The sequence below is a fragment of the Colwellia asteriadis genome (genome assembly GCF_039523295.1).
In the GTDB taxonomy this organism is placed as follows: domain Bacteria; phylum Pseudomonadota; class Gammaproteobacteria; order Enterobacterales; family Alteromonadaceae; genus Colwellia; species Colwellia asteriadis.
In genome coordinates this window covers 50,756-72,220 of sequence record NZ_BAAAFA010000006.1, presented here as the reverse complement: position 1 = coordinate 72,220, position 21,465 = coordinate 50,756, and the positions used below count along the sequence as shown (strand labels likewise).

Below are 21,465 nucleotides of genomic sequence, written 5' to 3'. Positions count from 1 at the left end.
CCTCATTTAATATCTTTATTATTGAACAGGGCCTTAGGGTAACTGAAAATAAGCATTATGAATAAACATCGCAATAAACTCCTGCGTTACAGTAACACCACCGTTGCGACTGTTTTTGAGAAAGAGACCGCGCTTATTGCACAAATGCAAGCGGGTGAGGTTGATCAGTGCTTACTCTTATGGCAATCGAAACAACCAACTTTAGTATTGCCAGCAGGTAAAAAATGGCCTGAATCAACGCAGCTTACCCAAGGTTTATTAGCTGAAGGCTGGCAGTTATATTCTCGTAAAACTGGCGGAGCTCCCGTACCACAGTGCCCTGGTATTATTAATCTTTCGCACCTTTATATTTGGTCAGATCAAACATCGTATTCAATTACCCAAGCGTACGAAAATTTATGTACAGTGTTACAGCAATTCTTTCAGCAATTTGGTTTATCAAGCCAAGTACGTGCTACTAAGGATTCGTACTGTGATGGTGACTACAATATTAATCTTAATGGTAAAAAAATTGTTGGTACAGCACAGCGGGTTATTTTGAAAAAAGGCGGCGGTAAAATAGTGCTCGCACAAGCTTTTATTTTGATTGATGTGTTACTTGATGAAATCATTAAACCAGTGAATTTGTGTTATCACTTATGTGGTAAAGAAGAACGCGTAAAGGCCAATGTACACACTACTCTGTTCTCACAAAGTAAAGAGAGGCCAAGTATTGATAGTTTATATCAACAATTAACCTCTGCTTTTATCAATAGCAAGCTTTATGACTAACCTTATTTAGTTTAATAAGGTTAGTCTGAATAAGTTAGCTAACGCGTAGTTTATTAAAGCGCTGACGACTAACACCCGCAAGCACACAAGTTAACCCCAGTAATACTAACCATGCATAATCACTTAGTGGTGTGCTTGCTGGTAATATTTGTGGTTTTTCTATTGATATTTGTTCTGCAAATAACGGAAACGTATCAATATCCTCGCTTGTTACTGGCGTGTCATTAAACAAATAAGGATAAATAAACTCCCTTATTTGCTGATGATATTGGCGTACTGAATCAATATAAGCGCTGTGTGCTTGAGTATCGCTACCGGCTAATTTATTCAATTGCATTTGAAATAATAAACTAGGGGATAATACACTTAGCCGAGTTAGCCAGCTTTGCTTTTGCTGTTGCTCTGCAATATAGGTATTCCAGTTTTCAGCGACCGATAAATCACTCAATTGTTGCATGGCGTAATACCACTTCCAGTGAAAATCGGCTTCATAAGCTATTTTTTCTCGATATTGCGGGTAGTCTTGCACAAATTTCTCGAGTGCGGCTTGCTTATCTTGATCCCAACCATCGTTCAACACTAATCGCTGGGTAGTACTTGCTTTTAGCGGTTCAGCATTAGTGAACTGACTGCTTAGCCCTAAATGAATAAAGCCCGGGATTAAGACCGCAATGACTAACCAACTGGCAATAAACGCTAGGCTGTTATAAAGCGAACTTTTATTAAGGCTCATGATTAAAGCAGCGACAAAAAACCAAAAAGCGGTGTAAGTTAAACTTAACGCCAAGAAGGTAAAGAACATGCCATCAAAAGGCAGGCTTAGTAATACAGCACTGCTAATAAAGAGCAATGAAATAATTAAGCTAACCAGCACAAAGCGCTGTAATAATGCACGCCAAATTAACTTTTTAGCGCTGTGGTTAGCAAAGGCGCTAAGTAATCGCCAACGACCAGATTGGCGCTCTTCGCTGAGTAAATTTACGCTAAGTACGCCAATTAAAATGGGTAACATATACGCAAGAATAAAGCCTAAATCGAAGCCACCAGTACGATGCTTACTAGGGTTAATTAATTCTTTATTATAAATTTGCCCTTGTAGTGCTAACGCATTAACTTTCATGGCAACGAGGTTATTTTGGCTTTGTCCAACAAATAATGCCGTCCAAGGTGACAATTGCCAAGCTGTTGGTGAGTGTGCGTAATAGGCAAGTGACCCCATTTCAGGCAATTGCTCACGTTGTTGAATATGCTCACGCTCTTTTTTAAAGACAATGGCGGACTTTACTTGGTCGATACGTAAAGCTTTGTAACTATTAGCACCGAGGTAAATAGCCAATAAGCCACTGATAATAAATACCAATAGACTAACTTTAGTCGCAGCGCCGTGAAACAAACGTTTGAGCTCAAAGGCGAGAATACTCGCACTCAATTTATTAATGTTAAGCATGAACAATTGCTCTCCTTTGTAGCTTTTTGCGTGTAAGTAATAACAATAAAATAACCAATGACAGTAACGGTGCGATAGCAGCAAGTAACATGTGCTGTAATGACCATGCTAGCGGTGGTTGCTGATAATGAAACTCAGGGAATTGTTGCCAAAAATTAGCACTAACACGTTGGCCGCGATCATTATGAAGCTCAATTTCATTAATATGTAAATCATTAAGCTTTTGTATTCGGTTGTAGCGATGTTGTTCGGCTTGCTGCTCAAAATCAGAAAAATGTCTCTGGTCTGAAGCGCTTAATGCCATGGATAAGTCACGTACCGCTAAATAGGGGTTTAACCAATAAAAGTGACTAATAAAGCGTTGTTGTGCGGCAAACTGTTGTAATTGTTTTTCATTGTGGCGTTGGTATATTTCAGCGGTAATACGCTCACCTTCTTGCATGACTAAGCCGCGATAATTAACCGGTAATTCAGCCACCGTTGTAACACCGTATTCAGCTAATATTTTGGCTTTAAAGGCATTAAAATGTGGATCGTCAGGCTTGTGGCTATCGCCTACCTTGCGCACATCAAGTTTTACCGCTAGCGCCATATCGTTACTGTTTTTTTGCGGATATAGGTGCTGTGCAATTTCAGCTAATGCACGTGGCGTTAATACTGTTAGCGTAAACCATAAAGTAATTAAAACGCTTAAGCTAACTTTAGGTGACTGCGTTAGGCTTGAACACAATAAAATGACGACTACCCAAAAAAAGCAATACAAAGCATAACTGATAAATAACAAGCCAAGACGAGTCATTATTTCGCTAGTAAAAGCTAAATCGGTATTTAGTGCGACAATGATAGTGATTAAAAAAATAGGCAGTAAAAATGATAATGACAATAGCCAATAAGCTAAACCCTTGCCCACGAGTAATACTCTAAACTTAACTCCCATCGACATTAATTGTTTTAAGGTGCCACTTTGTCGCTCTCCACTAATACTGGCAAATGCCATAACAATTAACAGTAATGGCCATATCAGTAATAAAATATTGGCAATACTCAGTTCTGAAAAACGTAATAAAGTACTGCCGTGGCTATCATTGGCAAAGTTAGCGCTGTTTTGTTTATGCGCTTCTAAAAATACACTATGACCAACCCAGTTATTTACGCCCACGTCAAAATAGCTTAAAACGCTTGGTGGTCTAAAAGCAAAATGACCAAAATGGGCAACACGATGCGGGTGTCTATCGGGCTGCGCATTCCACTGTTCTTCAACTAATGCTTGTGAAGTGCTCTGTATATTTTGACTATGTTGGTATTGCTGCCAACTGGTCCATAGTGAAATAGCTAACAGTATTTGCATTAAGGCAAACAGCAGCCAAATACTTTGATTTTTTAATTTGAGCTTCAGTTCGTGCTTACAGACACTGAAGCTGGTGTTATTAAACATGGTTAATTCCTTCTAAAAGCGGTAGGACAAACTTAAGTTAATGGCACGTCCATCACTAGGAGAGTGAATGGTTTCACTACCCACCAAATAAACGTATTCATGGTAAGTATCAAAAACATTATTCATTCGTACTCCGGCATTACCCCAGCCTAAGTCATAATCAAACGCTAAGTCGATAATTGTGTATTGGCCGTAGCGCTTATCTTGCACAACGTTGCTGACGTAATAATCACCTTGAAAGTGACCAAATAGCGACACTTTAGCAACTTCAATAGGCTGGTAAATTACGCCCAAAGTAGCGGTATATTCAGGTACACCTCTGAGCCAATTGCCTTGGCTTGCTTGTTGGTTTTCGCCAGGCTCTACTAGCTTTGCTTCTTGACGAGTGTACGAGCCAAAAGCTGACCAGGTGTCATCAAGGTAAGCACTAAAGCCGAGGTCCCAACCATCACGTTTAGTTTCACCTAAGTTTTCAAAGTCGCCTGAGCCGTCTGTTTTTTGGGTTAACTCGTCTTTGGCATCTTGTTGCCATAGCGAGACGCGAGTATCTAACCAGTCAAAAGGTTGCCATTTTACCCCAGCCTCGTAACCGTAGTTTTTTGATAGGTTATAATCGTTATTTGTATCACTGACATAGGCTTTACTGCCTGTAGGTGCCTGAAAACTTACGCCGTAGTTAGCAAATAAATTAAGGTTAGGAATAACTTCATACAGTACGTTAAGCTTAGGTTGTACGGTAATTCCGCTATCATTAATATCCTTTTTTTCACCATTTAACTGGTTGGTTAGTTCGCCAGAAAAACCATCGGCGCGTAAACCACCACTAATCAGCAATTGTTCGCCTTTATATTGCAACTGGGTAAAACCACCATAATTGTTGTAGGTAAAATCCCAGTAACGGCTTTGCTTAATGCGTTGTTTTTTTTCAGTAACGAAACGTTGGTTGGTGTTGTCCTGTCCTTGATAATCTAACCCGGCGGTTAATAACCATTGCTTGCTAATGTTGTATCCTAACGTAGCAATGGCGCCGATTTGTTGATCTTTTTCTAATCGTTCTTGTTGTAAAGATTGCTGTGAGTAGCGGACATAACGATGACGATCAAATTGTTGCCAGTAGGTTTTTAGATTGAGATATAAATGGTTATTTACGTCGTGATCAATATGAGCACTTATATGGCGTGTTTGCTTATCCCCTGAATCATCACGGGCATAATCCGCTGATTGAGTAGGGTCGTCTTGCGCTGCTTGCTCAGTTAAATAACCGGGTGCATCAGCTTCATAGTCAAAATAACGAGCGACTAAATCAATGTCGGTATTGTCTGACGGTTGGTAAAACCATTTACCAGCAAAAGTGTGCTTCTCTAAATCCGCATGATCACGATAACCGTCTGTTTTTCGGGCACCAACAAAATAGTGCTGAGAAAAGTTGTCTTGCACATCGCCAAAATAACCTTGAGCTTCTAGGGTATTAAAGCTACCCACTAGTAGCTCTACTTCTTTTGCGTCGTCACGACGGCTGTGTAAGTTAATGTTACCTGCTAAGTTATGTAAACCATAACGTGCATCATGATTACCTTTCACAACTTCCATCCACTCAACTTCCATTGGAAAGAGTGCATCCATTTCATTTAAGCCGACATGAAGGTTACTTGGAATGCCATCAATCAGCAGTTTAGTATGTGGCATCGAACCTTCGGCGTTAAAACCACGCATGGCAATGTCTGTAGATATAATGCCTTGGTTAAAGCGAGAGAAATAAACCCCTGGAATTTTTTTTAATAAATCGAACGTTACATTAACGTGCTCATTTTGCAGCTGATCACGCGTAATAATATCAACCGAGCCTACAAGTTGAGCTTCTTTAGTTTTATTGTGTTGTGAAACAACTTCGATTACTTCGCCTATATATAAGGTTGAATCTTGCTCTTGCACTGGTTCGGCATAGCTGTGCGTAGAAAAAGTAAAAGTACACGCCAATGCTAATCGCACTGGGTTTAAGGGAAATTTAAACATAATAATAACGTCCTAATTATGCGTTTTGTGTAGCTGGTTTAGATGAAGGAGTAGTGTTAGAAGTGGTGTCAGAAATAGTGGTTTTAGTTAACTCATTATTGTCACTAATGTGCTGGTGATATTCTTTTTCAAGCGCTTCTAGAGAAAGATTGTTATTGTTTAATAAGGCTTTTAATTGCCCTTGTTTCATAATACCGATTTGATGAGCTAAACAATGTGCACAATATAAATCGTGAGTGACCATTAAAATAGCAGCACCACGTTGAGCTAATTTTTCAATAATACGAATAAACTCTAACGTTGCGCTGGGATCTAATCCTGAGGTTGGCTCATCAAGCAAGAGTACTTTAGCGCCTCGTAATAAAGCGAAAGCAATGCCTACCTTTTGACGCATACCTTTTGAATAACTGCTTAATGGCTGAAGCCATGCAGATTTTTGTAGACCAGTGTCGGTAAGTGCTTGCTCTATTTCTGCGTTACTTGTTACATGACCACTTAGCTTTGCCAAATACACTAGGTTTTCTAAGGCGTTAAACTCTTCATATAAATTGACTTGCTCAGGCAAGTACACCAACTTCTGTTTAGTTTTCTCTGGAGAAATCACTACGCTATCACCGTCAATAGTCATTTCGCCACTGTCAGGTTCTATAAAGTTTAATAATAAATTAAGTGTCGTACTTTTACCTGCGCCATTAGCGCCAAGTAAACACATTACTTGGCCGGCGGGCACATTAAAGCTGAGTGAGTCAAGCGCTTGGTGGCTACCAAAACGCTTAGTAAGGTTTTTTATTTCAATCATGCGAGCTCCGAAGAGGTGGGTTATTTTATTTTAAGGGATAAGCTAATATTGTTACATTATCACTATTTATATTTTGTTGTAAAATAACATTTGTTACAACTGTTTATTGTATTTTAAGGGATTTTAAATTTTAAGTTGTTATTAGTGCGTTTTAATATAACCCTTTTGAAGGGCGCTGATTGGATAGTACATAGGGGATGTTAGGGTTGTTTATCGATTATCTGCCTTACTAGATTATTTTTACTATAGTAAACTATAGTCATACTTGATAATGCAAATGATAACTATTATTATGTCGTAGTTTTTGTCTTATAGAGATATGTTGTGCTTATAGATAACAGCACGTTGCAACATAAACTGAGTAACATGTATCGCCAAAATTATACTTGGCTACGTAAAAAAACATTGTGTGAACATAACTCTGCAGATATTGCACAAGATACTTTTGTACGCGAACTTACCTCTAAAAATACCCTGAATAATGTACGAGAAGCACGAGCCTACTTAACTAATCTGAACTTAGTTAAAGAAATTTTTAACAAATTGAAATATCAGCAAAAATTATTTTATGAATCGCTAGCTTGATAGTTTTTCTTCTTTTCATATGATAAGCAATGAAAATTTCGCATCAATAGCTGACCTATTGCAAGTAAATTTAACGAAGAAGCTAGGAAACGTAGTTGCTAGAGAAACATTTACTAAGCCGAGCTCAGGTTAACTAGCATTGCGCCGTATTTTTATTCCTTGTTAACTGGCTAAAAAACGTCACTAAAAAAATTAACGGGTGAATTTTATAGCCTTAAATTCGCCAAAAGATTGTTGAAGAGCCGAATTAATAAAATGGCATACTTGCTCAATGTTTATATTATTTTCTAATAATTCACTGAGCTCATTAGCTATTGAAATTATTTGTTTGATATTGGCATTTTCGATATCGTGTTTGCGAAATCTTTGATTAAAAACGCTGGTGAGTATCTCATAGCCATCTTGGTTACAAAGTAGCTCAGCATTTTTGTCGATAATATCATTAATACTGTTGGTGAAACCGTCACAGACTGAGTTGACCATATCTTGATGATTACCAAATCCATCAATCATATTATAAGTAAGCCACAGTGTATTTTACCTGAATGAAATCATTAGCAAAGCCAGTAACTTCGGCGTTAGTAAGCTTAATACTATTATTAATTTCACCAAAGAGCGGAATGCCTTTACCTAAAATAATCGGTGCTTTGGTAATCGTCATTTCATTAATTAATCCAAGATTAATAAAAGCAGTAATAGTTGCGCCGCCATCAATATAAGCGTGTTTATAGCCGCTAGCTTCAAGCTGGCTGATTAGCTGAGTAATATCACCCGAGTACATTTCAACTTTGTCTTGTAAATTGGCTGGCGGCTCTTTTATGGTGTTACTGAGTACATAAATTTTAATGTTACCGTAAGGCCATTGCTCAGCCGTTAAGTTGAAGCCAGAAATGGCTTCCATACATTTACGCCCCATAATCATACAGTCAATTGAAGTAATAAATTTCGTGAATCCCATATCAGGGTTGTTACTCATATCTGCCGCCGAATTACCTGCGCTGTGTAGCCAATCTACATCGCCATCGGGTGTTGCTATATAACCATCGGCACTGGTTGCGATATAAACGGAGCATTTCATTGTTGATTATTTCTCTTTATTTTGATGTTAAATCGGATACAAATATCACTGATAATCGGTGAGGCTTAAGCATTCTTTTTTGCAAACTTTAATCACCGCATCACGCTTAGCGAGTTTACGTAGGTATTGAGATAAATGTTTAAACGCTAAGGGTGGTTTTTTTAATTCGTCAGCCCAAACCGCCAGCATAAATAAAAAGTAGTCGCAGGCACTAATAGAGTCACCCACAAGAAAGTCTTTATGTTGAAGCTCGCTATCAAGTAGTGCAAACATATCAGTAACTCTACGTTCTTGGGCAGCAATAATGTGTGTAATATTTTCAATATTCGTTGTATGTTTTTCAGGATAAAAGTACACCATAAGCTCTGCTTGAACGGTATTTGTTAAATACATCATCCATTGAAAAAACAATGCTCTATTTTTATCGCCAATTGCGGGTATTAAGTTGGCGGTAGGGTGAGATTCCGCTAAATGAATACAAATAGCAGGGCTTTCAAAAATAGTTAAATCACCAGCAACTAATGTTGGAATTCTACCTGCTGGATTCAAAGCCAAATAATCAGCAGATTTTTGAGCGTTATTCTTCCTGTCAACAGTGACTAACGTAAAGTCTGCTTTTAATTCCTCAAGTATAAGATGAGGAGCCATGCTGGCATTTAAAGGGTAATAATATAATTGGTACACAAGGGCTCCGTTTGTGTTGTTTGCTAGTTTACTTATTGATTGTTTTACGGTTACGCCACTGTACTAAATAAAATATTGCCGCGCCAATTAAACCGCTATACAAACATAGTTTGTGCAAACTGCTTACTGATATAAAGTTGAGCATAGGGTTATATAAAGTTAGGGGGTAAAAAGGCTGAACGTCAGAATGCATTATGGAGTCTAATATCACATGACTAAAACAACCTAAAAAGGCACTAATCAATGCTACGAGCCAAGATATTTTAATGGGTTGTGCTGCTTTGGAAATACCGAGTAATTTGAGTCCAAACTCAGAAAGGTATTTACCCGTTAAGCCCGCGACTATAGCGAGTAATATTGCACCAATAAAAGTATGCGAAAAACCATGTAAATGTCCGTGACCATGGAGTAACACCCATAGCGGTTGTATATCCATCACTATTTGCGACCAGCCAAATACCATTAAACTAAAGCTTCCTTGTAACAATGCTTTAATCAGTATTCCTGTTCCCATATGAAAGGGGGTAAATGGCATAACTTTCCTTAGTAAAATAACTGTGGTTGAACTGCCTAAACTTTAGTTTTGTACAACGCTTTATTAATGAAATTATAAGCTTAGTTTAGCTTGTCTTATTAAGTATTTATTAAGTATTTATTGAGTTTTATTTTTTTGCTAAGCATAACGAAAAAAGCAGCCTTTAAAAGACTGCTTTTTGCTTACTAGCGATCAGGCTAAGCCACTTTAATTTACTTTAACGTTTGGTACAGCTGAGTAAATTGAACACGTTTTTTATAGCCTTCAAAAAAGTGCTTATGAGTAATCTTTCCGTCGGCATCAATAACCACTACTCCTGGGTAAGGAATACCGTAGTTATCATCACCTTTTTTATATTTTGTATTTACAATGCCGTAGCTCAGCATAGTTTGTGCTTGTTGGTCTGATAATAACGGGTAGCTAATATTTTGAGCGGTAGCAAAGGTTGTTAGAATGCTACTGCTGTCATATGAAATACCGGCCAAACCATAACCTAAATCGATAAATTTTTGTGCTTCTTGGTTTAATTCAATTAAATGCTTTTTACAAAATGGACACCAATCAGCAGAGCGGAAGAATAAAATAATTAGCCCTTTTTCACCACTTAACTGGCTGATAGTTTTTTCTTTACCTTGGTTGTTTTTTACTGTTATTTCTGGGGCTGGTGTACCTACCTCTGGTCCAACAGGAAGGCTATTTGGGTTAGCAAAAACAGTAGCGCTAGCTAAAGTTAGGCTTAAATATAAGCCAGTTAATGCGAGGTTTTTTAATTGACGTATAAAAAATTTCATATCGTGTGCTCTTGCTCTATATAGTATTAGGTGTTGTGTTTATTGGCGGTTGCTACGGTATTATCGTAACAACCTAGCCATTCTAATTGGCTTAGCAAATAAGACCTGATGAACGATATTTTAATCTCAAATTATTTTAAAAGAGTAAAAAATTACAGTTACCATGTTTTTAATAAAGCAATTGCTGCGGCTTTTTCAGGGAATGTTTGAGTGCTTTCTACCGCTTCAATTAGGTAATTTTTTGCTTCAGTCTTTCGTGATTGTGCATAAAGTGTTACCGCAAGATGGTATTTTATTTCAGCATTGTCAAAATCTTTGGTTAGCCCTAAGCGAAATAAAGCAATTGCTTGCTCATGCTCACCCATACGACTCTTAATCCACGCTAAAGTATCTAAAATTGCAAGGTTGTCAGGTAAGTAGCTGTAAGCTTGTTCAGCGTATTTTTTCGCTTTGTCAGTATTACCTAAGTTAAATTCAACGCTGGCAGCATTGTTTAATAAAATAGGTAAGGGCCCGTATTGCGTTAACAATATTTGATAGTAATCAGCCGATTTTTGTAATTGCTTATTGCCTTTGTAGCTATCAGCCAGTGAAATTGCCGCTAACATGTCGTTAGGGTATTTTTTTAACCACTTTTTTAGCTCTGGAATGGCTTTATTTAGTTGGTTTTTTTGCTTGTAGCTACGATATAAGCCCAGCATAGCTTGTCTTTGATCTGAATATTTCAATGCCTGCTTGTAGAAATTAATGGCTTTGTCACTATCGGCTAAGGCAAGGTATAAATCGCCTTTGAGCACTGCGGCTAAACTTTTGCTTTGAGTGAGTTGCTCAATGGAATTAATAAGGTTTAGCGTGAACTGTTCATCTTTATTTTTTATGGTTAAATTGACCAGCCCCAAATAAGCAGGTAAGTAATTACTATCTTCAACAAGTGACTTTTTGTAGGATTGAATAGCGCCAACATTATCTTTATTTTGCAGTTGAGCTTTAGCAAGTGTAATGAGCGCTTTGGCTTTATATTGAGATTTTTCAACATAATCTCTTAGCACTAATACTGCTTGTTGATGTTTGTTTTGTTGTTGGAATAATGCGGCAAGTGTTACCAAAGCTTGTGGCTCTTTAGGGTTATTATCAATAAATTCACCTAACACCTCTATTGCTTCATTAGTTTTATTCTGTTTAGCTAAAATACGGCTTAACTTGGCCACAACATAAAAGTCATTAGGGTCTTGAGCGTATGACTTTTGTATCCAGTTAAGTGCAGTTTCTAAGTCTTTTTTTAATAAATAGCTGTCGGCTATTTCAGTCATTAATAAAGTGTTTTGCTCAAATTGTATGAGCTTGTTTTGTAAAAACGCTAAAGCTATATCGTAGTTTCCTGCAATATTATCCATACGCGCTAAGTGTACAATGCTAATAATATTATTTTCATCTAAAGCTAATGACTTCTCAAAAGCACTCTTTGCTTGCGGTAGTTGCTCATTTAAACCGTAGAGTACCCCTAAGCGCTGTTGAAAAAAGCTATCGTTAGGGAACTCACTTATGAGCTCTTGCGCTATAGCTATGGCAGCGTCATATTTTTGTGTATTTTGGTAAGAGTCAATCAACAGTAGTTTGATTTGTACGCCATTAATTTTGTTATCTTTAATAGCAGATAGTACTTCAATGGCTGACTGATAATCACCTGATTGCATTTTACTACGGGCTAAATTACTGACACCTATAGGAGAGTTGGGATAGCTATCAACAACCTTTTCAAAATAGAATAGCGCTTTACTACTATCTTCAAGTTGCAAATAAGTTAAACCAAGCAAGGTGAGAATATCAGGATTGTTTGGGTAAGCAGTATTGGTTTCGCTCAGTAAGTAGCGGGCTGAATTAAGCTCGCCTGCTTGTATTTCAATAGTGGCAAGCATACGAACTGTGTCAATATCGTATTTAACGTAATTAAGGTAGGCGCTTAAGTAACGATGAGCGTCTTTCATATTGCCAAAATTAAAATTTGTCAGCCCAGCTAAAAAGTAATAATCAGGAGTGTTTTTCATCACTTCTGGTGGCACGGCAGCTAAAGTGGCAATAACTTCGGTAAGTTTTTTCTCAGCAGATTCATTGGTAGCACTTTCATCACTAGGTAAGCTGGCATTTAAAATTGCCTTTAAGTAACCTGCCCTAGGTTCATTAGGTATCTTTTCTAAAATTAAATTAATGTGTGGTTCGGCTTGTGAGTACTCTTGACGTTCAATATGCAACATTGCTTTAGTTAAGTGAGCGGAGAAGTGGTTATTATCAATTTTTAAGGCTTGTTCTATTGCGGACAATGCGGCTGATGAGTCCCCTAAGCGATGTAATATTTTTGATTTTAGTACCCAACCATTAATGAAAGGCTTGGCGCTATCTAATGATAAGTCAATATAACCAAGTGCTTGATCTACATTTGCTTCTTGTAAGGCTATTTGGGCTCTACCTAATAAAGCAAATTGGTTTTTAGGGGTTAACTTTAAAGCTTCACTAAATGCTCTATCTGCTGAGCTATACTGTTTTTTTCCAATGTAGGCTTGTCCTCTAATTAGTTGCAGCTCACTTTCTATTTTAGCGCTACGCGTGCCTAATTGAGAGGCATCTAGTGCGTCGTCGTATTTCCCTTGTAATAAATAAGCTTGTCCGTACAAGGTAATTAAACGGTCACTATCAACATTACCTGCTCTTGCGCGGTTCAATTCAACTATTGCGGCTGCCCCATTGCCTTGTTCGATAAGTACTTGCGCCATTAAAACCCGAGATGGCATATGCTCAGGCTGTTCTTGTAAAATATTTTTTAATAAAATAATAGTGGTTGGCAGCTCTTCGTTATGAAAGGCGATCAGTGCGCTTTCATAATTTTTATCGATATTGTTATTAGCTAATGCAGAAGAAGACATAAATAATAAACAGAACATAGATGTAATTATGTGATTTTTTGAGCTCATGCTTGACCTATTTTTAACAATACTTGTAATCATAATTATGGAGGTGTGCAATTTATAATGCTTTGCTAAATACACCATATCATTTTTACGAAAATACTAAATGTTTTCTCAAATATAATATTTAAATCAAGCTAGTAAAGACTTTTAGGTGTAAATATTTAATGCATGTTTCATGTGTAAATATTCACCTTGGTGCGTCAATATTTTTTACAAATGTTCAATGTTGTTAAATGTGTTAATATAGCACCCTTGTAATATATTGTAATTTAAAGCTTTCTTTTATGTGGCTTAAAATTTGCTATGTTTTGTATGTCGTTATGTAATATAACGGCTATAATTTCATGCTGGGACAAACTTAGGAATAATTATGGCTTTAATTAAACAAGCATTGAGTCTTTTTTTAGTGGCAAGTTTATTTGTGACTACAAATGCATTAGCTTCTGATTTACTTGTTAATACTACTATTGCTGACTCTCAAGGGGATGCACATGGTGGTTGGATATATGAAGTTGATAAAATGGATATCCAATGGGATACAGACGGTCAAGTTACCGTTGATATTTATACTAACTTTGTTGATTACAATAATGAAAAGGGCACCGGTCGCCGCAATGGTAAGATTGTTTTAGGTGATCTTCTAATGAGTACTGATGGTGCTAATACGCCTTATAATTATGCTTTTATGTTGTCTGATGCAGATAGAAACCGTAATGATTATTGGAGAAAAAATCATTGGGATAATACCGGTAGATTAAATCAAATATCTTCGACTATTTCATCTAAACAATATCACAACAATTCTGGCTCAGTACAAAATGGGCAAGTGATGGGTGGTAGTGTTTCTTCTTATGGTGAACAAGCTGCTTGGACTGTTGATAGACAAAATGCGGGTAGCTCATATAACAACTTTGATGTTATTAGTTTTAGCTTTAACGTAAGTGGTATTGATGCCTTTAAAAATGCATCGCAAGTAGCATTTAGTTGGACTATGTCATGTGCCAATGATGTTGTGCAAGGTGTTGTTGATGTAGCTAAGGTTACCAGTGTTCCTGAGCCTACTACATTTTTATTAATGTTGATTGCTTTAGGTGTTATCGCAAATACTAAGCGAAAGAAAGTGAAAGCATTCTCAGCCTAGAGCCTAAAAGTTACGACTTAATTGTCACCATTACTAAGCAATAAATTGTTAACGGCATTATAAAAAGCGACCTGAGGGTCGTTTTTTATTTTGTGGTATTTACTTAATTATTTACACAATGAGAATTATTTTTAATACCGTAAGGCTATAAAATTCTCCATATGCCAAGTAGAATAGCCAAGCATAATTATATTTTACCTCGAGTTTCATGAATCAAGTTACTAACCATACTGAGTGTTCGTCTTTAAATAATGCCAAAGTTGCCATTATTGGTGCTGGAGTTGCAGGCTCAACTATTGCTTTACGTTTTGCTGAGCTTGGTATTAACACTACGTTAATTGAAAAAGGACCTAGCTTAGTTAACGGGCCGCCTATTTGCCATTTGCATGCAGGTGGCAATTTGTATCGTGAAATTTCTGACCAGCAATGCCTAACGTTGCTGCAACAATCCATTGATACAGTGAAAGTTTACCCGCAGTGTGTCAATGTACGCCCTACCGTGGTGGCTTTACCATTAACTGATAAAGGCGAGCCACAAGACTTATTGCCGCGTTTAGAAATGTTACGAGACAAATATAAAGCGCTTGTACAACAAAATCCTAGCAATGAAGTGTTAGGTGACCCTCAACATTATTTTCGTTTGTTTGAACGCGCAGATCTTGAGCGAATTGCGCAAAGGGAATTACCTAAAAAAGCGTTATGCGATGAAGACTGGTTAGTGGCATTCGCCAAACAAGTAAACTTTGATAAATTAAAATTTCCGTTAGTGTTGGTGCAAGAATATGGCCTATCGGCCTTTCGCTTTGCTGCCATTGTTAGCTTAGCGATTGAGCGTTTACCTGCCTGTACTTTGCAAACCAATAGCCGTGTAATTGACATTAGTGCTAAAGAAAATGGTGCAGGATGGCAAGTTACTACTGCGGTTAATAATGATGACCGAGTAAATACCGCACATTATGATTATGTGATTAACGCCTGTGGTTTTAAAAGTGGTGAGCTAGACGACATGCTAAAAGCTAAGCGTCAGCGTATGGTTGAGTTTAAAGCCGCGTATGTTGCTCATTGGCCGCAATGCCAAGGTTTATGGCCTGAGGTGGTTTTTTATGGCGACCGAGGCACACCTCAAGGTATGGCGCAATTAACCCCTTATCCAGATGGTTATTTTCAACTGCACGGCATGACGCAAGCTATCACATTATTTGAAGATGGCTTAGTTGCTAGTTGTGAGCAAAGCGCCCAACCTAAATTACCTGCGCGTTTTATTAAAAAAATAGATCATCATTGGCCTGAGCAATTAGTTAATGATCGTACTATTGGTAATATTGCTCATATTGCTCAATTTATTCCTGATTTTACGCAAGCGATTACTGCAGCAAAGCCGTTGTTTGGTGCACAGCAAATACCCGGCGATGATCCCGATTTACGAGCTGCTGATGTATCATTTCATGAAAGTGGCTATGCTCGCGCTGAAATAGTGAAAGCGTCATCAGCGTTAGCAGCAGCAGATGCTATTTTAGAAGATTTACTTGAGAGCGGCTTAGTGACGTCAGCGTTAAGTAAGCGTTATCTGAATGAACATTATTTTCCTGTAAGCCTGCAATGCCAAGCGGATGAAGTTACAGCGCGTGCGGAGCAATTAGCACAAGAGCGAAATTACCCAATAGCCTTGGCCAATATCTTTTAAGCTTGCTTTAAAGGGGTTATTAACAATAGCTCAATTTTAGTCACCGTTAAGTGATGACTTTAGCGTAGGAGTCACGTTCCATTTCTACTATCTCAACCGTTAATGATGTTTTTGAAAGATTGAGCATTTTTAATTCAGCTAATATCGTTTGAGATAACAATTTACGTTGCGCTAACGTTCTTCCCGAGAGAATTTTAGTTACCACATGAATAAAGTTTACTTTTACAGAGCCTGACTGGTAGTTATCAAAAGGAATTACGCGGGTTTTAATTTCACTATTTTCAAACAGCTCGGAATTAAATGCCCCATTATAAACCGCAGAAATTAATTGTGATGGTTTAAGTACAGCATGCAGTGGCGCTGAATATTCAATAATACAATGCGGCATAATAATTTCCTATTGGCTGTTAACGGTAGCAGTTATGCATGTTATGCAAGCTCACCAACACCGTCTAATACTGTGAGTAATTCATTAAAGTTATCAAATAAATAATTAGGCTGGTGAACCGCTAAATCTTCGTCATAATTATAGCCGTAGGATAATCCTATGCTATCTATATTTGCTGCTTTCGCGGCCAATATATCGTTTTTAGAGTCGCCTATCATTACACATTGCTCAGTACTCACTTTAAGTTGCTGACAAGCCGTAAATAGTGGCAGTGGATGTGGTTTACGCTCGGGTAATGAGTCGCCGCCAAGTTGTAATTCAAATAAATTGGTTAATGCTAAACCTTGTAGTATAGGCTCAATAAAGGTTTCAGGCTTATTAGTAATAATCGCTAACCGATAGCCTCTTTCTTTTAGTGCGGTTAAGGTCTCTTTAACACCACTATATAAGGCCGAATCAACACAAACACAGTCTTGGTAAAAGCTCAGAAATAATGACAATGCTTTAGTTACTAGGGCTTCAGGTAAGGTGTTATCAATGTTTTTGCTGGCGCTTAACGCTCGAGAAATTAAGCATAAAGCGCCATTGCCAACCCAGTTTCGAATGGTGGCTTCATCAAAAGTGTCGCGCTCTAATTGCTGTAAGGTTTGATTAACGGCTAATGCTAGATCGGGAACGCTATCAACTAAAGTGCCATCCAAATCAAATAATAAAACGCTTTTATCTTTTAAAGTCACGAATATTCTCTACTGCAGTAAGACTATATTAAGTGGCGATAATGTAGCATTTTTAACGGTGCTCGTCATGTTTTGCTAAGGTTGCGGTTTGTTTACTCTTTTATAATGAAGCGCGTATACTTACATAAATTCAGGCTACTGAGCTTGAATAGTGGCTAATAATGATGACCGAATAATGAATGTAGATGACAAAATTTGCCCGTTATGCCAACAACAAAACAGCTGTAATGTTGCTGCTATGGCTGGTTGCTGGTGTATGCAGGTTAAGGTTCCTCAAGCGCTAATTGACCGCGTGCCAGCACCAGTTAAAAATAAAAGCTGTATTTGTAATACCTGTATTGAGCAGTACCTGAAAGAAAGCAATAAATAACTCTTGCTAACCCCCCTCTAAAATCTAACCCTTAAAATTAGCGCGCTAAGATAACTTTATTTACGTAAAGTTTCATTTTCTTGTAAAAAAATTGTTGCGATAACTTGCAAATGGTAATGTTATAACATAACATCTGCGGCCGTTGTTATATTATAACCTTTTCTATTCTTCCGTTGTTAAGAGGCACCATGAAAAAATTATCTCGAATTATGAGCGCATTACTTGCGGTAACCGCAAGTGGTCAACTGTACGCAGAGCAAGTACAGGGCACCGTTACGAATCATGACGGTAAGGCGGTTGTTGGTGCAACAGTGGAAATTGCGGGTACAAATAAAGTAGCAAAAACTAACGAACAAGGCGTATTTACATTAGAAGTAAACCCAGGCCGTTATGAATTACATGTTGTCGCAAAAAACTTTGTTCATGAAAATGTTGAAGTCAATGTACAAGCAAATATTAATGCACAACTGCAAGTATCACTTGATAAGTCTGCAATTGAAATTATTGATGTTAACGCCACCCCTTTTCATAGCTCTAATATTGAATCGGCGTTACCTATCACCGTATTACACGGTGAAAAATTACGTATGCGTCAAGCAAATACCTTAGGCGATACCTTAAAAAATGAAGTGGGTGTACACAGTAACTTTCATGGTGGTGTTGCAAGTACCCCTATTATTCGAGGCTTAGATGGCCCACGTGTTTTAGTTACTCAAAATGGTCTAGATGCTGGTGATGCGTCACGTGTTGGCCCAGACCATGCAGTTTCATCTGAAACCTCAACCAGTGAAAGCATCGAAGTATTACGTGGTCCAGCAACTTTATTTTACGGTAGTGGTGCTATTGGCGGCGTGGTTAATGTTGTTGATGAGCGCATTCCTAGCAGTACTGATACTAAAGGTGAGTGGTTAGCAGAGCATAATACTAATAATGATCAAGAACTTGTCTCGGGTTCATTTACCAGCGGTGTTGGTAATGTGGCTGTACATGTTGATGGTTTTTATCGTGACAGTGAAAATTACACCATACCCGAAAGAAATGGTGTTGATGAAGTTGAAAACTCAGCTGCTGAGTCAAGTGGTTTCACTTTAGGTAGTAGTTATATACTCGATAATGGCTTTGTTGGTGTTTCTTATCAAAATCTTGAGCAAGAATATGGAATTCCAGGTCATAGTCATGGCGATGAGAATATCGAAGTTTTTGCTGACTTAACCCAAAACCGTTATCAATTACTCAGTGAATTAAACTTTGATAACAGCGTGATAAAATCACTTAACACTAAAGTGGCTTACACCGATTATCGCCACAGTGAAATCGAACTTGGCGTGGTTGGTACAACCTTTGATAATGAATCGTTAGAGGCGCGCTTTGAATTACTACATCAAGACTTTTTTGAATGGCGCGGTGGTTTAAGTGTTCATTATAAACAAAGTGACTTTACTGCCGTAGGCGCTGAAGCTTTTACTCCGCCATCTGAAACAAACTCTATTGCACTAGCTTGGATAGAAGAACGTCATTTTGGTGATTTTTTAGTGCAACTTGGTGCCCGTATTGAACGTACTGAAATTACTGCAGATAACGTACGCTTACCTGATATTGAGCTTGTAGAGCAAGAGCATGATGATCATCACGATGACCACTCAGACCATGCTCACCATAATGAGCACGTAGATGGAGCAACACGTAATTTTGCTGTAGAGCATGTATTTACACCCGTTAGTCTTTCTGCTGGTATTGTTTGGGATTTCATGGACGGTTATAACTTAGGTTTGTCATTGTCACACTCACAACGCGCTCCATCATCGGCTGAGTTATTATCTTTTGGGCCACATATTGGTACAGGATCTTATGAAGTTGGTGCATTATTTGAACTACATGACGATCACGGTGAAGCGCCTCATTTCGGTTTAACTGAGAGCGATATTGTGATGGAAACATCAAGCAATATTGATTTAAGTTTACGTAAATTTAAAGGCGATTTTGGTTTTATCTTTAATGCCTTTTATAACCAAATTGATGACTATTACTATGAACGTGCTACTGGCTTAGCTGCAAGTGACGGACATGACCATGATCATGGCGATCACGATCACGGTGCTCATGATGAACACGAAGATGAAAGCAACTTACCGCTTTATGTTTTTACCGCGCAAGATGTCACGTTACATGGTTTTGAAGCCCAAGCCGTATGGCAAGTGACAGACGAATTTGCATGGCGCGTTCAAGGTGACATTATTCGTGCTCGCTTAGAGGGTGAGGGTACTGAGTTACCACGTACACCACCTGCGCGTGTTTCTACCGAGTTTAGTTACCAAGGTGACACTATCTCAGCTGACCTACTTGTGAGTCACTACTTTGAGCAAACACATACTGCACCATTGGAAAGCTCAACAGGTAGCTACGTCATGGTTGATGCCAATGTGAATTACCATTTTTCACTAGGGCAGCATGACTTATCGCTTTACCTAAAAGGTATTAATTTAACCGATGAATATGCTCAAGTGCATACTTCATTCTTAAAAGAGTTAACGCCATTGGCAGGGCGCTCTCTTGCGATAGGAATTCGCGGAGAATTCTAACGTAAGTACGTAACGTTAAAAGTAAATATAAAAAATAAATTTAATAATTAAATTCAAGGTATTGAACTCATTTTCATTGAGTTCAATCTAAAACTTCGCCTGTAAAACATAGGCAGAACCATTTATTTTAAGGAAAAACATGAAAATTATCTCTTTAAAAAGCTTACTACTAGCATGCGCAGCAACAGCATTAGTTGGTTGTGGCGATAGTGAAACCAATATCACTGAATTAGAACCAACACAGCCACCCATTGATAATGGTCATGGACATGATGATGAACTAGGTAAAGGGCGTTTAGCAATTGCTGATGCGGAACACGCACTCGTTCATATTTTTGATTTAGAAGATAACAGCTTGGTTGACTCAATTAGCTTAGAGCATAAAGCAGAGTATTTATATGCCAGTCCTGAGAATCGCTATGCTGTTGCAGTTCAGCGCTCGGTTGACCATGTTGAATTTATTGATGGCGGTGTTTGGCAAGAGCTACACGGTGATCATTATGATCAACATGCAGATGCTCCATCATTAACTCACTTTACTTTGCATGATGTTAAACCAACTCACTATGTGCCACGCGGTGATAAAGCGGCGGTATTTTTTGATGGTAATAAAGAAACTGGTGCTAACGCGAGCTTGAGCCTATTAAGTGACGAAAGTATCGCCGAAGAAAAAATTATTGCCGAACATCATTTTGATACTTACATGCACGGTACTGCTGAAATTCGTGGTGAGTTTGTTTTAACGACATTACGTGACGTTAACTTAGAAAGCAGTTTACCAGAAGATATCGTTTTACTTGAAGTGCACGGTGACCATTTTCATGAAGAACAAGTTTTTGAAACAAAATGTCCAGCGTTACACGGCAGTTTTCAAAATGAAACATACACAGCATTTGCTTGTGGCGATGGTGTATTAGCTATTGAACAACAAGGTGAAGTATTTACAACACATAAACTTGCTAACCCAGTTGATATGCCTGAAGGCGTACGCATTGGTTCATTAATGGGTAGTGCAGAAAGTAATGTAATGATTGGTGGTTCACGTGCAGGTTTCTTCTTAGTTGATTTAACAGCTGAGCAAATCACACCGTTTAACTGGCAAGGTGAGGAAACGCTTACTTCGGTTACTTATGGTTTTGATGGCCACAATGAACATATGCTTATTTTAGATAACACTGGCCAACTTAACTTGTTTGCTGCTGAAAATAACTGGACTCTTGAAAAACGTATTCCTGTATTTGAAAATTTAGCTGAAGATGCTGCACCATTTATTATTGCCTCAAAAGCCCATGAATTAATTTATGTCATTAATGGTCAAGAAGTAACAACCATTGACTTACATGATGGTGAAGTTGTTGGTCACTTTGATTTAGACTTTACTCCAAGTAAAGCTGCTTGGTTAGGCGTTGCCGCAGAGGAAGAGCACGACCATTAATTAGTGTTTATTATTTTATATTATTGTTTT

General features: G+C 38.0%; 18 protein-coding genes. 6 read left to right on the top strand and 12 right to left on the bottom strand.

Annotation, left to right across the window (positions count from 1 at the left end; all coding sequences use genetic code 11):
- Positions 1-57: 57 nt before the first annotated feature.
- On the top strand, positions 58-771 hold the full coding sequence (locus ABD005_RS09695) for a lipoate--protein ligase family protein (RefSeq protein WP_343817247.1): 714 nt from the start codon (positions 58-60) through the stop codon (positions 769-771).
- 34 nt (positions 772-805) lie between these two features.
- Here ABD005_RS09695 and ABD005_RS09690 read toward each other — a convergent pair whose 3' ends face one another.
- The 10 genes from ABD005_RS09690 to prsT form a co-directional block, all read right to left on the bottom strand.
- Entirely contained in the window at positions 806-2,218 is a 1,413-nt protein-coding gene (locus tag ABD005_RS09690; RefSeq protein ID WP_343817246.1) for a DUF3526 domain-containing protein, read from the bottom strand.
- Positions 2,211-3,653 (bottom strand): ABC transporter permease, encoded by a 1,443-nt coding sequence (locus tag ABD005_RS09685; RefSeq protein WP_343817245.1) that lies wholly within the window; start codon positions 3,651-3,653, stop codon positions 2,211-2,213. Before ABD005_RS09685 ends, ABD005_RS09690 begins: the two co-directional genes overlap by 8 nt.
- Positions 3,654-3,665: 12 nt before the next feature.
- Positions 3,666-5,666 (bottom strand): TonB-dependent receptor, encoded by a 2,001-nt coding sequence (locus tag ABD005_RS09680; protein ID WP_343817244.1) that lies wholly within the window; start codon positions 5,664-5,666, stop codon positions 3,666-3,668.
- Positions 5,667-5,682: 16 nt separating this feature from the next.
- Positions 5,683-6,465, bottom strand: a complete 783-nt coding sequence (locus ABD005_RS09675; protein ID WP_215978617.1) for an ABC transporter ATP-binding protein — start codon at positions 6,463-6,465, stop codon at positions 5,683-5,685.
- Positions 6,466-7,242: 777 nt separating this feature from the next.
- On the bottom strand, positions 7,243-7,563 hold the full coding sequence (locus tag ABD005_RS09670) for a hypothetical protein (RefSeq protein ID WP_343817243.1): 321 nt from the start codon (positions 7,561-7,563) through the stop codon (positions 7,243-7,245).
- A 1-nt stretch (position 7,564) separates the two neighbouring features.
- A complete protein-coding gene (locus ABD005_RS09665; RefSeq protein ID WP_343817242.1) occupies positions 7,565-8,128 on the bottom strand; it encodes a dihydrofolate reductase family protein in 564 nt (187 codons plus the stop codon).
- Between the two features lie 45 nt (positions 8,129-8,173).
- On the bottom strand, positions 8,174-8,812 hold the full coding sequence (locus ABD005_RS09660; protein ID WP_343817241.1) for a glutathione S-transferase family protein: 639 nt from the start codon (positions 8,810-8,812) through the stop codon (positions 8,174-8,176).
- A gap of 28 nt (positions 8,813-8,840) precedes the next feature.
- On the bottom strand, positions 8,841-9,347 hold the full coding sequence (locus ABD005_RS09655) for a metal-dependent hydrolase (protein ID WP_343817239.1): 507 nt from the start codon (positions 9,345-9,347) through the stop codon (positions 8,841-8,843).
- 212 nt (positions 9,348-9,559) lie between these two features.
- Positions 9,560-10,138 carry a peroxiredoxin family protein gene (locus ABD005_RS09650; protein ID WP_343817238.1) on the bottom strand — a complete coding sequence of 193 codons (579 nt, stop codon included), beginning with the start codon at positions 10,136-10,138 and terminating at the stop codon, positions 9,560-9,562.
- A gap of 158 nt (positions 10,139-10,296) precedes the next feature.
- A complete protein-coding gene (prsT, locus tag ABD005_RS09645; protein ID WP_343817381.1) occupies positions 10,297-13,074 on the bottom strand; it encodes an XrtA/PEP-CTERM system TPR-repeat protein PrsT in 2,778 nt (925 codons plus the stop codon).
- A gap of 397 nt (positions 13,075-13,471) precedes the next feature.
- Here prsT and ABD005_RS09640 point away from each other — a divergent pair, with 397 nt between their 5' ends.
- The gene (locus ABD005_RS09640; protein WP_215978937.1) at positions 13,472-14,242 is read left to right on the top strand and encodes a PEP-CTERM sorting domain-containing protein; all 771 of its coding nucleotides are present in this window, start codon (positions 13,472-13,474) and stop codon (positions 14,240-14,242) included.
- Between the two features lie 208 nt (positions 14,243-14,450).
- Positions 14,451-15,926: an FAD-dependent oxidoreductase gene (locus ABD005_RS09635; protein WP_343817237.1), complete on the top strand. Its 1,476-nt coding sequence runs from the start codon at positions 14,451-14,453 to the stop codon at positions 15,924-15,926.
- Positions 15,927-15,972: 46 nt separating this feature from the next.
- Here ABD005_RS09635 and ABD005_RS09630 read toward each other — a convergent pair whose 3' ends face one another.
- Positions 15,973-16,314, bottom strand: a complete 342-nt coding sequence (locus tag ABD005_RS09630) for a 5-carboxymethyl-2-hydroxymuconate Delta-isomerase (RefSeq protein ID WP_215978935.1) — start codon at positions 16,312-16,314, stop codon at positions 15,973-15,975.
- 41 nt (positions 16,315-16,355) lie between these two features.
- Positions 16,356-17,051, bottom strand: coding sequence for a phosphoglycolate phosphatase (locus ABD005_RS09625; RefSeq protein WP_215978934.1), 696 nt, complete (start codon positions 17,049-17,051; stop codon positions 16,356-16,358).
- Between the two features lie 151 nt (positions 17,052-17,202).
- Here ABD005_RS09625 and ABD005_RS09620 point away from each other — a divergent pair, with 151 nt between their 5' ends.
- From ABD005_RS09620 to ABD005_RS09610, 3 genes are all read left to right on the top strand, one after another.
- Entirely contained in the window at positions 17,203-17,421 is a 219-nt protein-coding gene (locus ABD005_RS09620) for a cysteine-rich CWC family protein (protein WP_343817236.1), read from the top strand.
- Positions 17,422-17,609: 188 nt separating this feature from the next.
- Positions 17,610-20,000: a TonB-dependent receptor gene (locus ABD005_RS09615; RefSeq protein ID WP_343817235.1), complete on the top strand. Its 2,391-nt coding sequence runs from the start codon at positions 17,610-17,612 to the stop codon at positions 19,998-20,000.
- Positions 20,001-20,139: 139 nt separating this feature from the next.
- Positions 20,140-21,435: a hypothetical protein gene (locus ABD005_RS09610; RefSeq protein ID WP_343817234.1), complete on the top strand. Its 1,296-nt coding sequence runs from the start codon at positions 20,140-20,142 to the stop codon at positions 21,433-21,435.
- Positions 21,436-21,465 lie beyond the last annotated feature (30 nt).

Bases quoted from the DNA above. Each gene is read 5' to 3' on its own strand.
- ABD005_RS09695 (WP_343817247.1), top strand. From the start codon at position 58: ATGAATAAACATCGCAATAAACTCCTGCGTTACAGTAACACCACCGTT.
- ABD005_RS09690 (WP_343817246.1), bottom strand. From the start codon at position 2,218: ATGCTTAACATTAATAAATTGAGTGCGAGTATTCTCGCCTTTGAGCTC.
- ABD005_RS09685 (WP_343817245.1), bottom strand. From the start codon at position 3,653: ATGTTTAATAACACCAGCTTCAGTGTCTGTAAGCACGAACTGAAGCTC.
- ABD005_RS09680 (WP_343817244.1), bottom strand. From the start codon at position 5,666: ATGTTTAAATTTCCCTTAAACCCAGTGCGATTAGCATTGGCGTGTACT.
- ABD005_RS09675 (WP_215978617.1), bottom strand. From the start codon at position 6,465: ATGATTGAAATAAAAAACCTTACTAAGCGTTTTGGTAGCCACCAAGCG.
- ABD005_RS09670 (WP_343817243.1), bottom strand. From the start codon at position 7,563: ATGATTGATGGATTTGGTAATCATCAAGATATGGTCAACTCAGTCTGT.
- ABD005_RS09665 (WP_343817242.1), bottom strand. From the start codon at position 8,128: ATGAAATGCTCCGTTTATATCGCAACCAGTGCCGATGGTTATATAGCA.
- ABD005_RS09655 (WP_343817239.1), bottom strand. From the start codon at position 9,347: ATGCCATTTACCCCCTTTCATATGGGAACAGGAATACTGATTAAAGCA.
- ABD005_RS09650 (WP_343817238.1), bottom strand. From the start codon at position 10,138: ATGAAATTTTTTATACGTCAATTAAAAAACCTCGCATTAACTGGCTTA.
- prsT (WP_343817381.1), bottom strand. From the start codon at position 13,074: ATGTTCTGTTTATTATTTATGTCTTCTTCTGCATTAGCTAATAACAAT.
- ABD005_RS09640 (WP_215978937.1), top strand. From the start codon at position 13,472: ATGGCTTTAATTAAACAAGCATTGAGTCTTTTTTTAGTGGCAAGTTTA.
- ABD005_RS09635 (WP_343817237.1), top strand. From the start codon at position 14,451: ATGAATCAAGTTACTAACCATACTGAGTGTTCGTCTTTAAATAATGCC.
- ABD005_RS09630 (WP_215978935.1), bottom strand. From the start codon at position 16,314: ATGCCGCATTGTATTATTGAATATTCAGCGCCACTGCATGCTGTACTT.
- ABD005_RS09615 (WP_343817235.1), top strand. From the start codon at position 17,610: ATGAAAAAATTATCTCGAATTATGAGCGCATTACTTGCGGTAACCGCA.
- ABD005_RS09610 (WP_343817234.1), top strand. From the start codon at position 20,140: ATGAAAATTATCTCTTTAAAAAGCTTACTACTAGCATGCGCAGCAACA.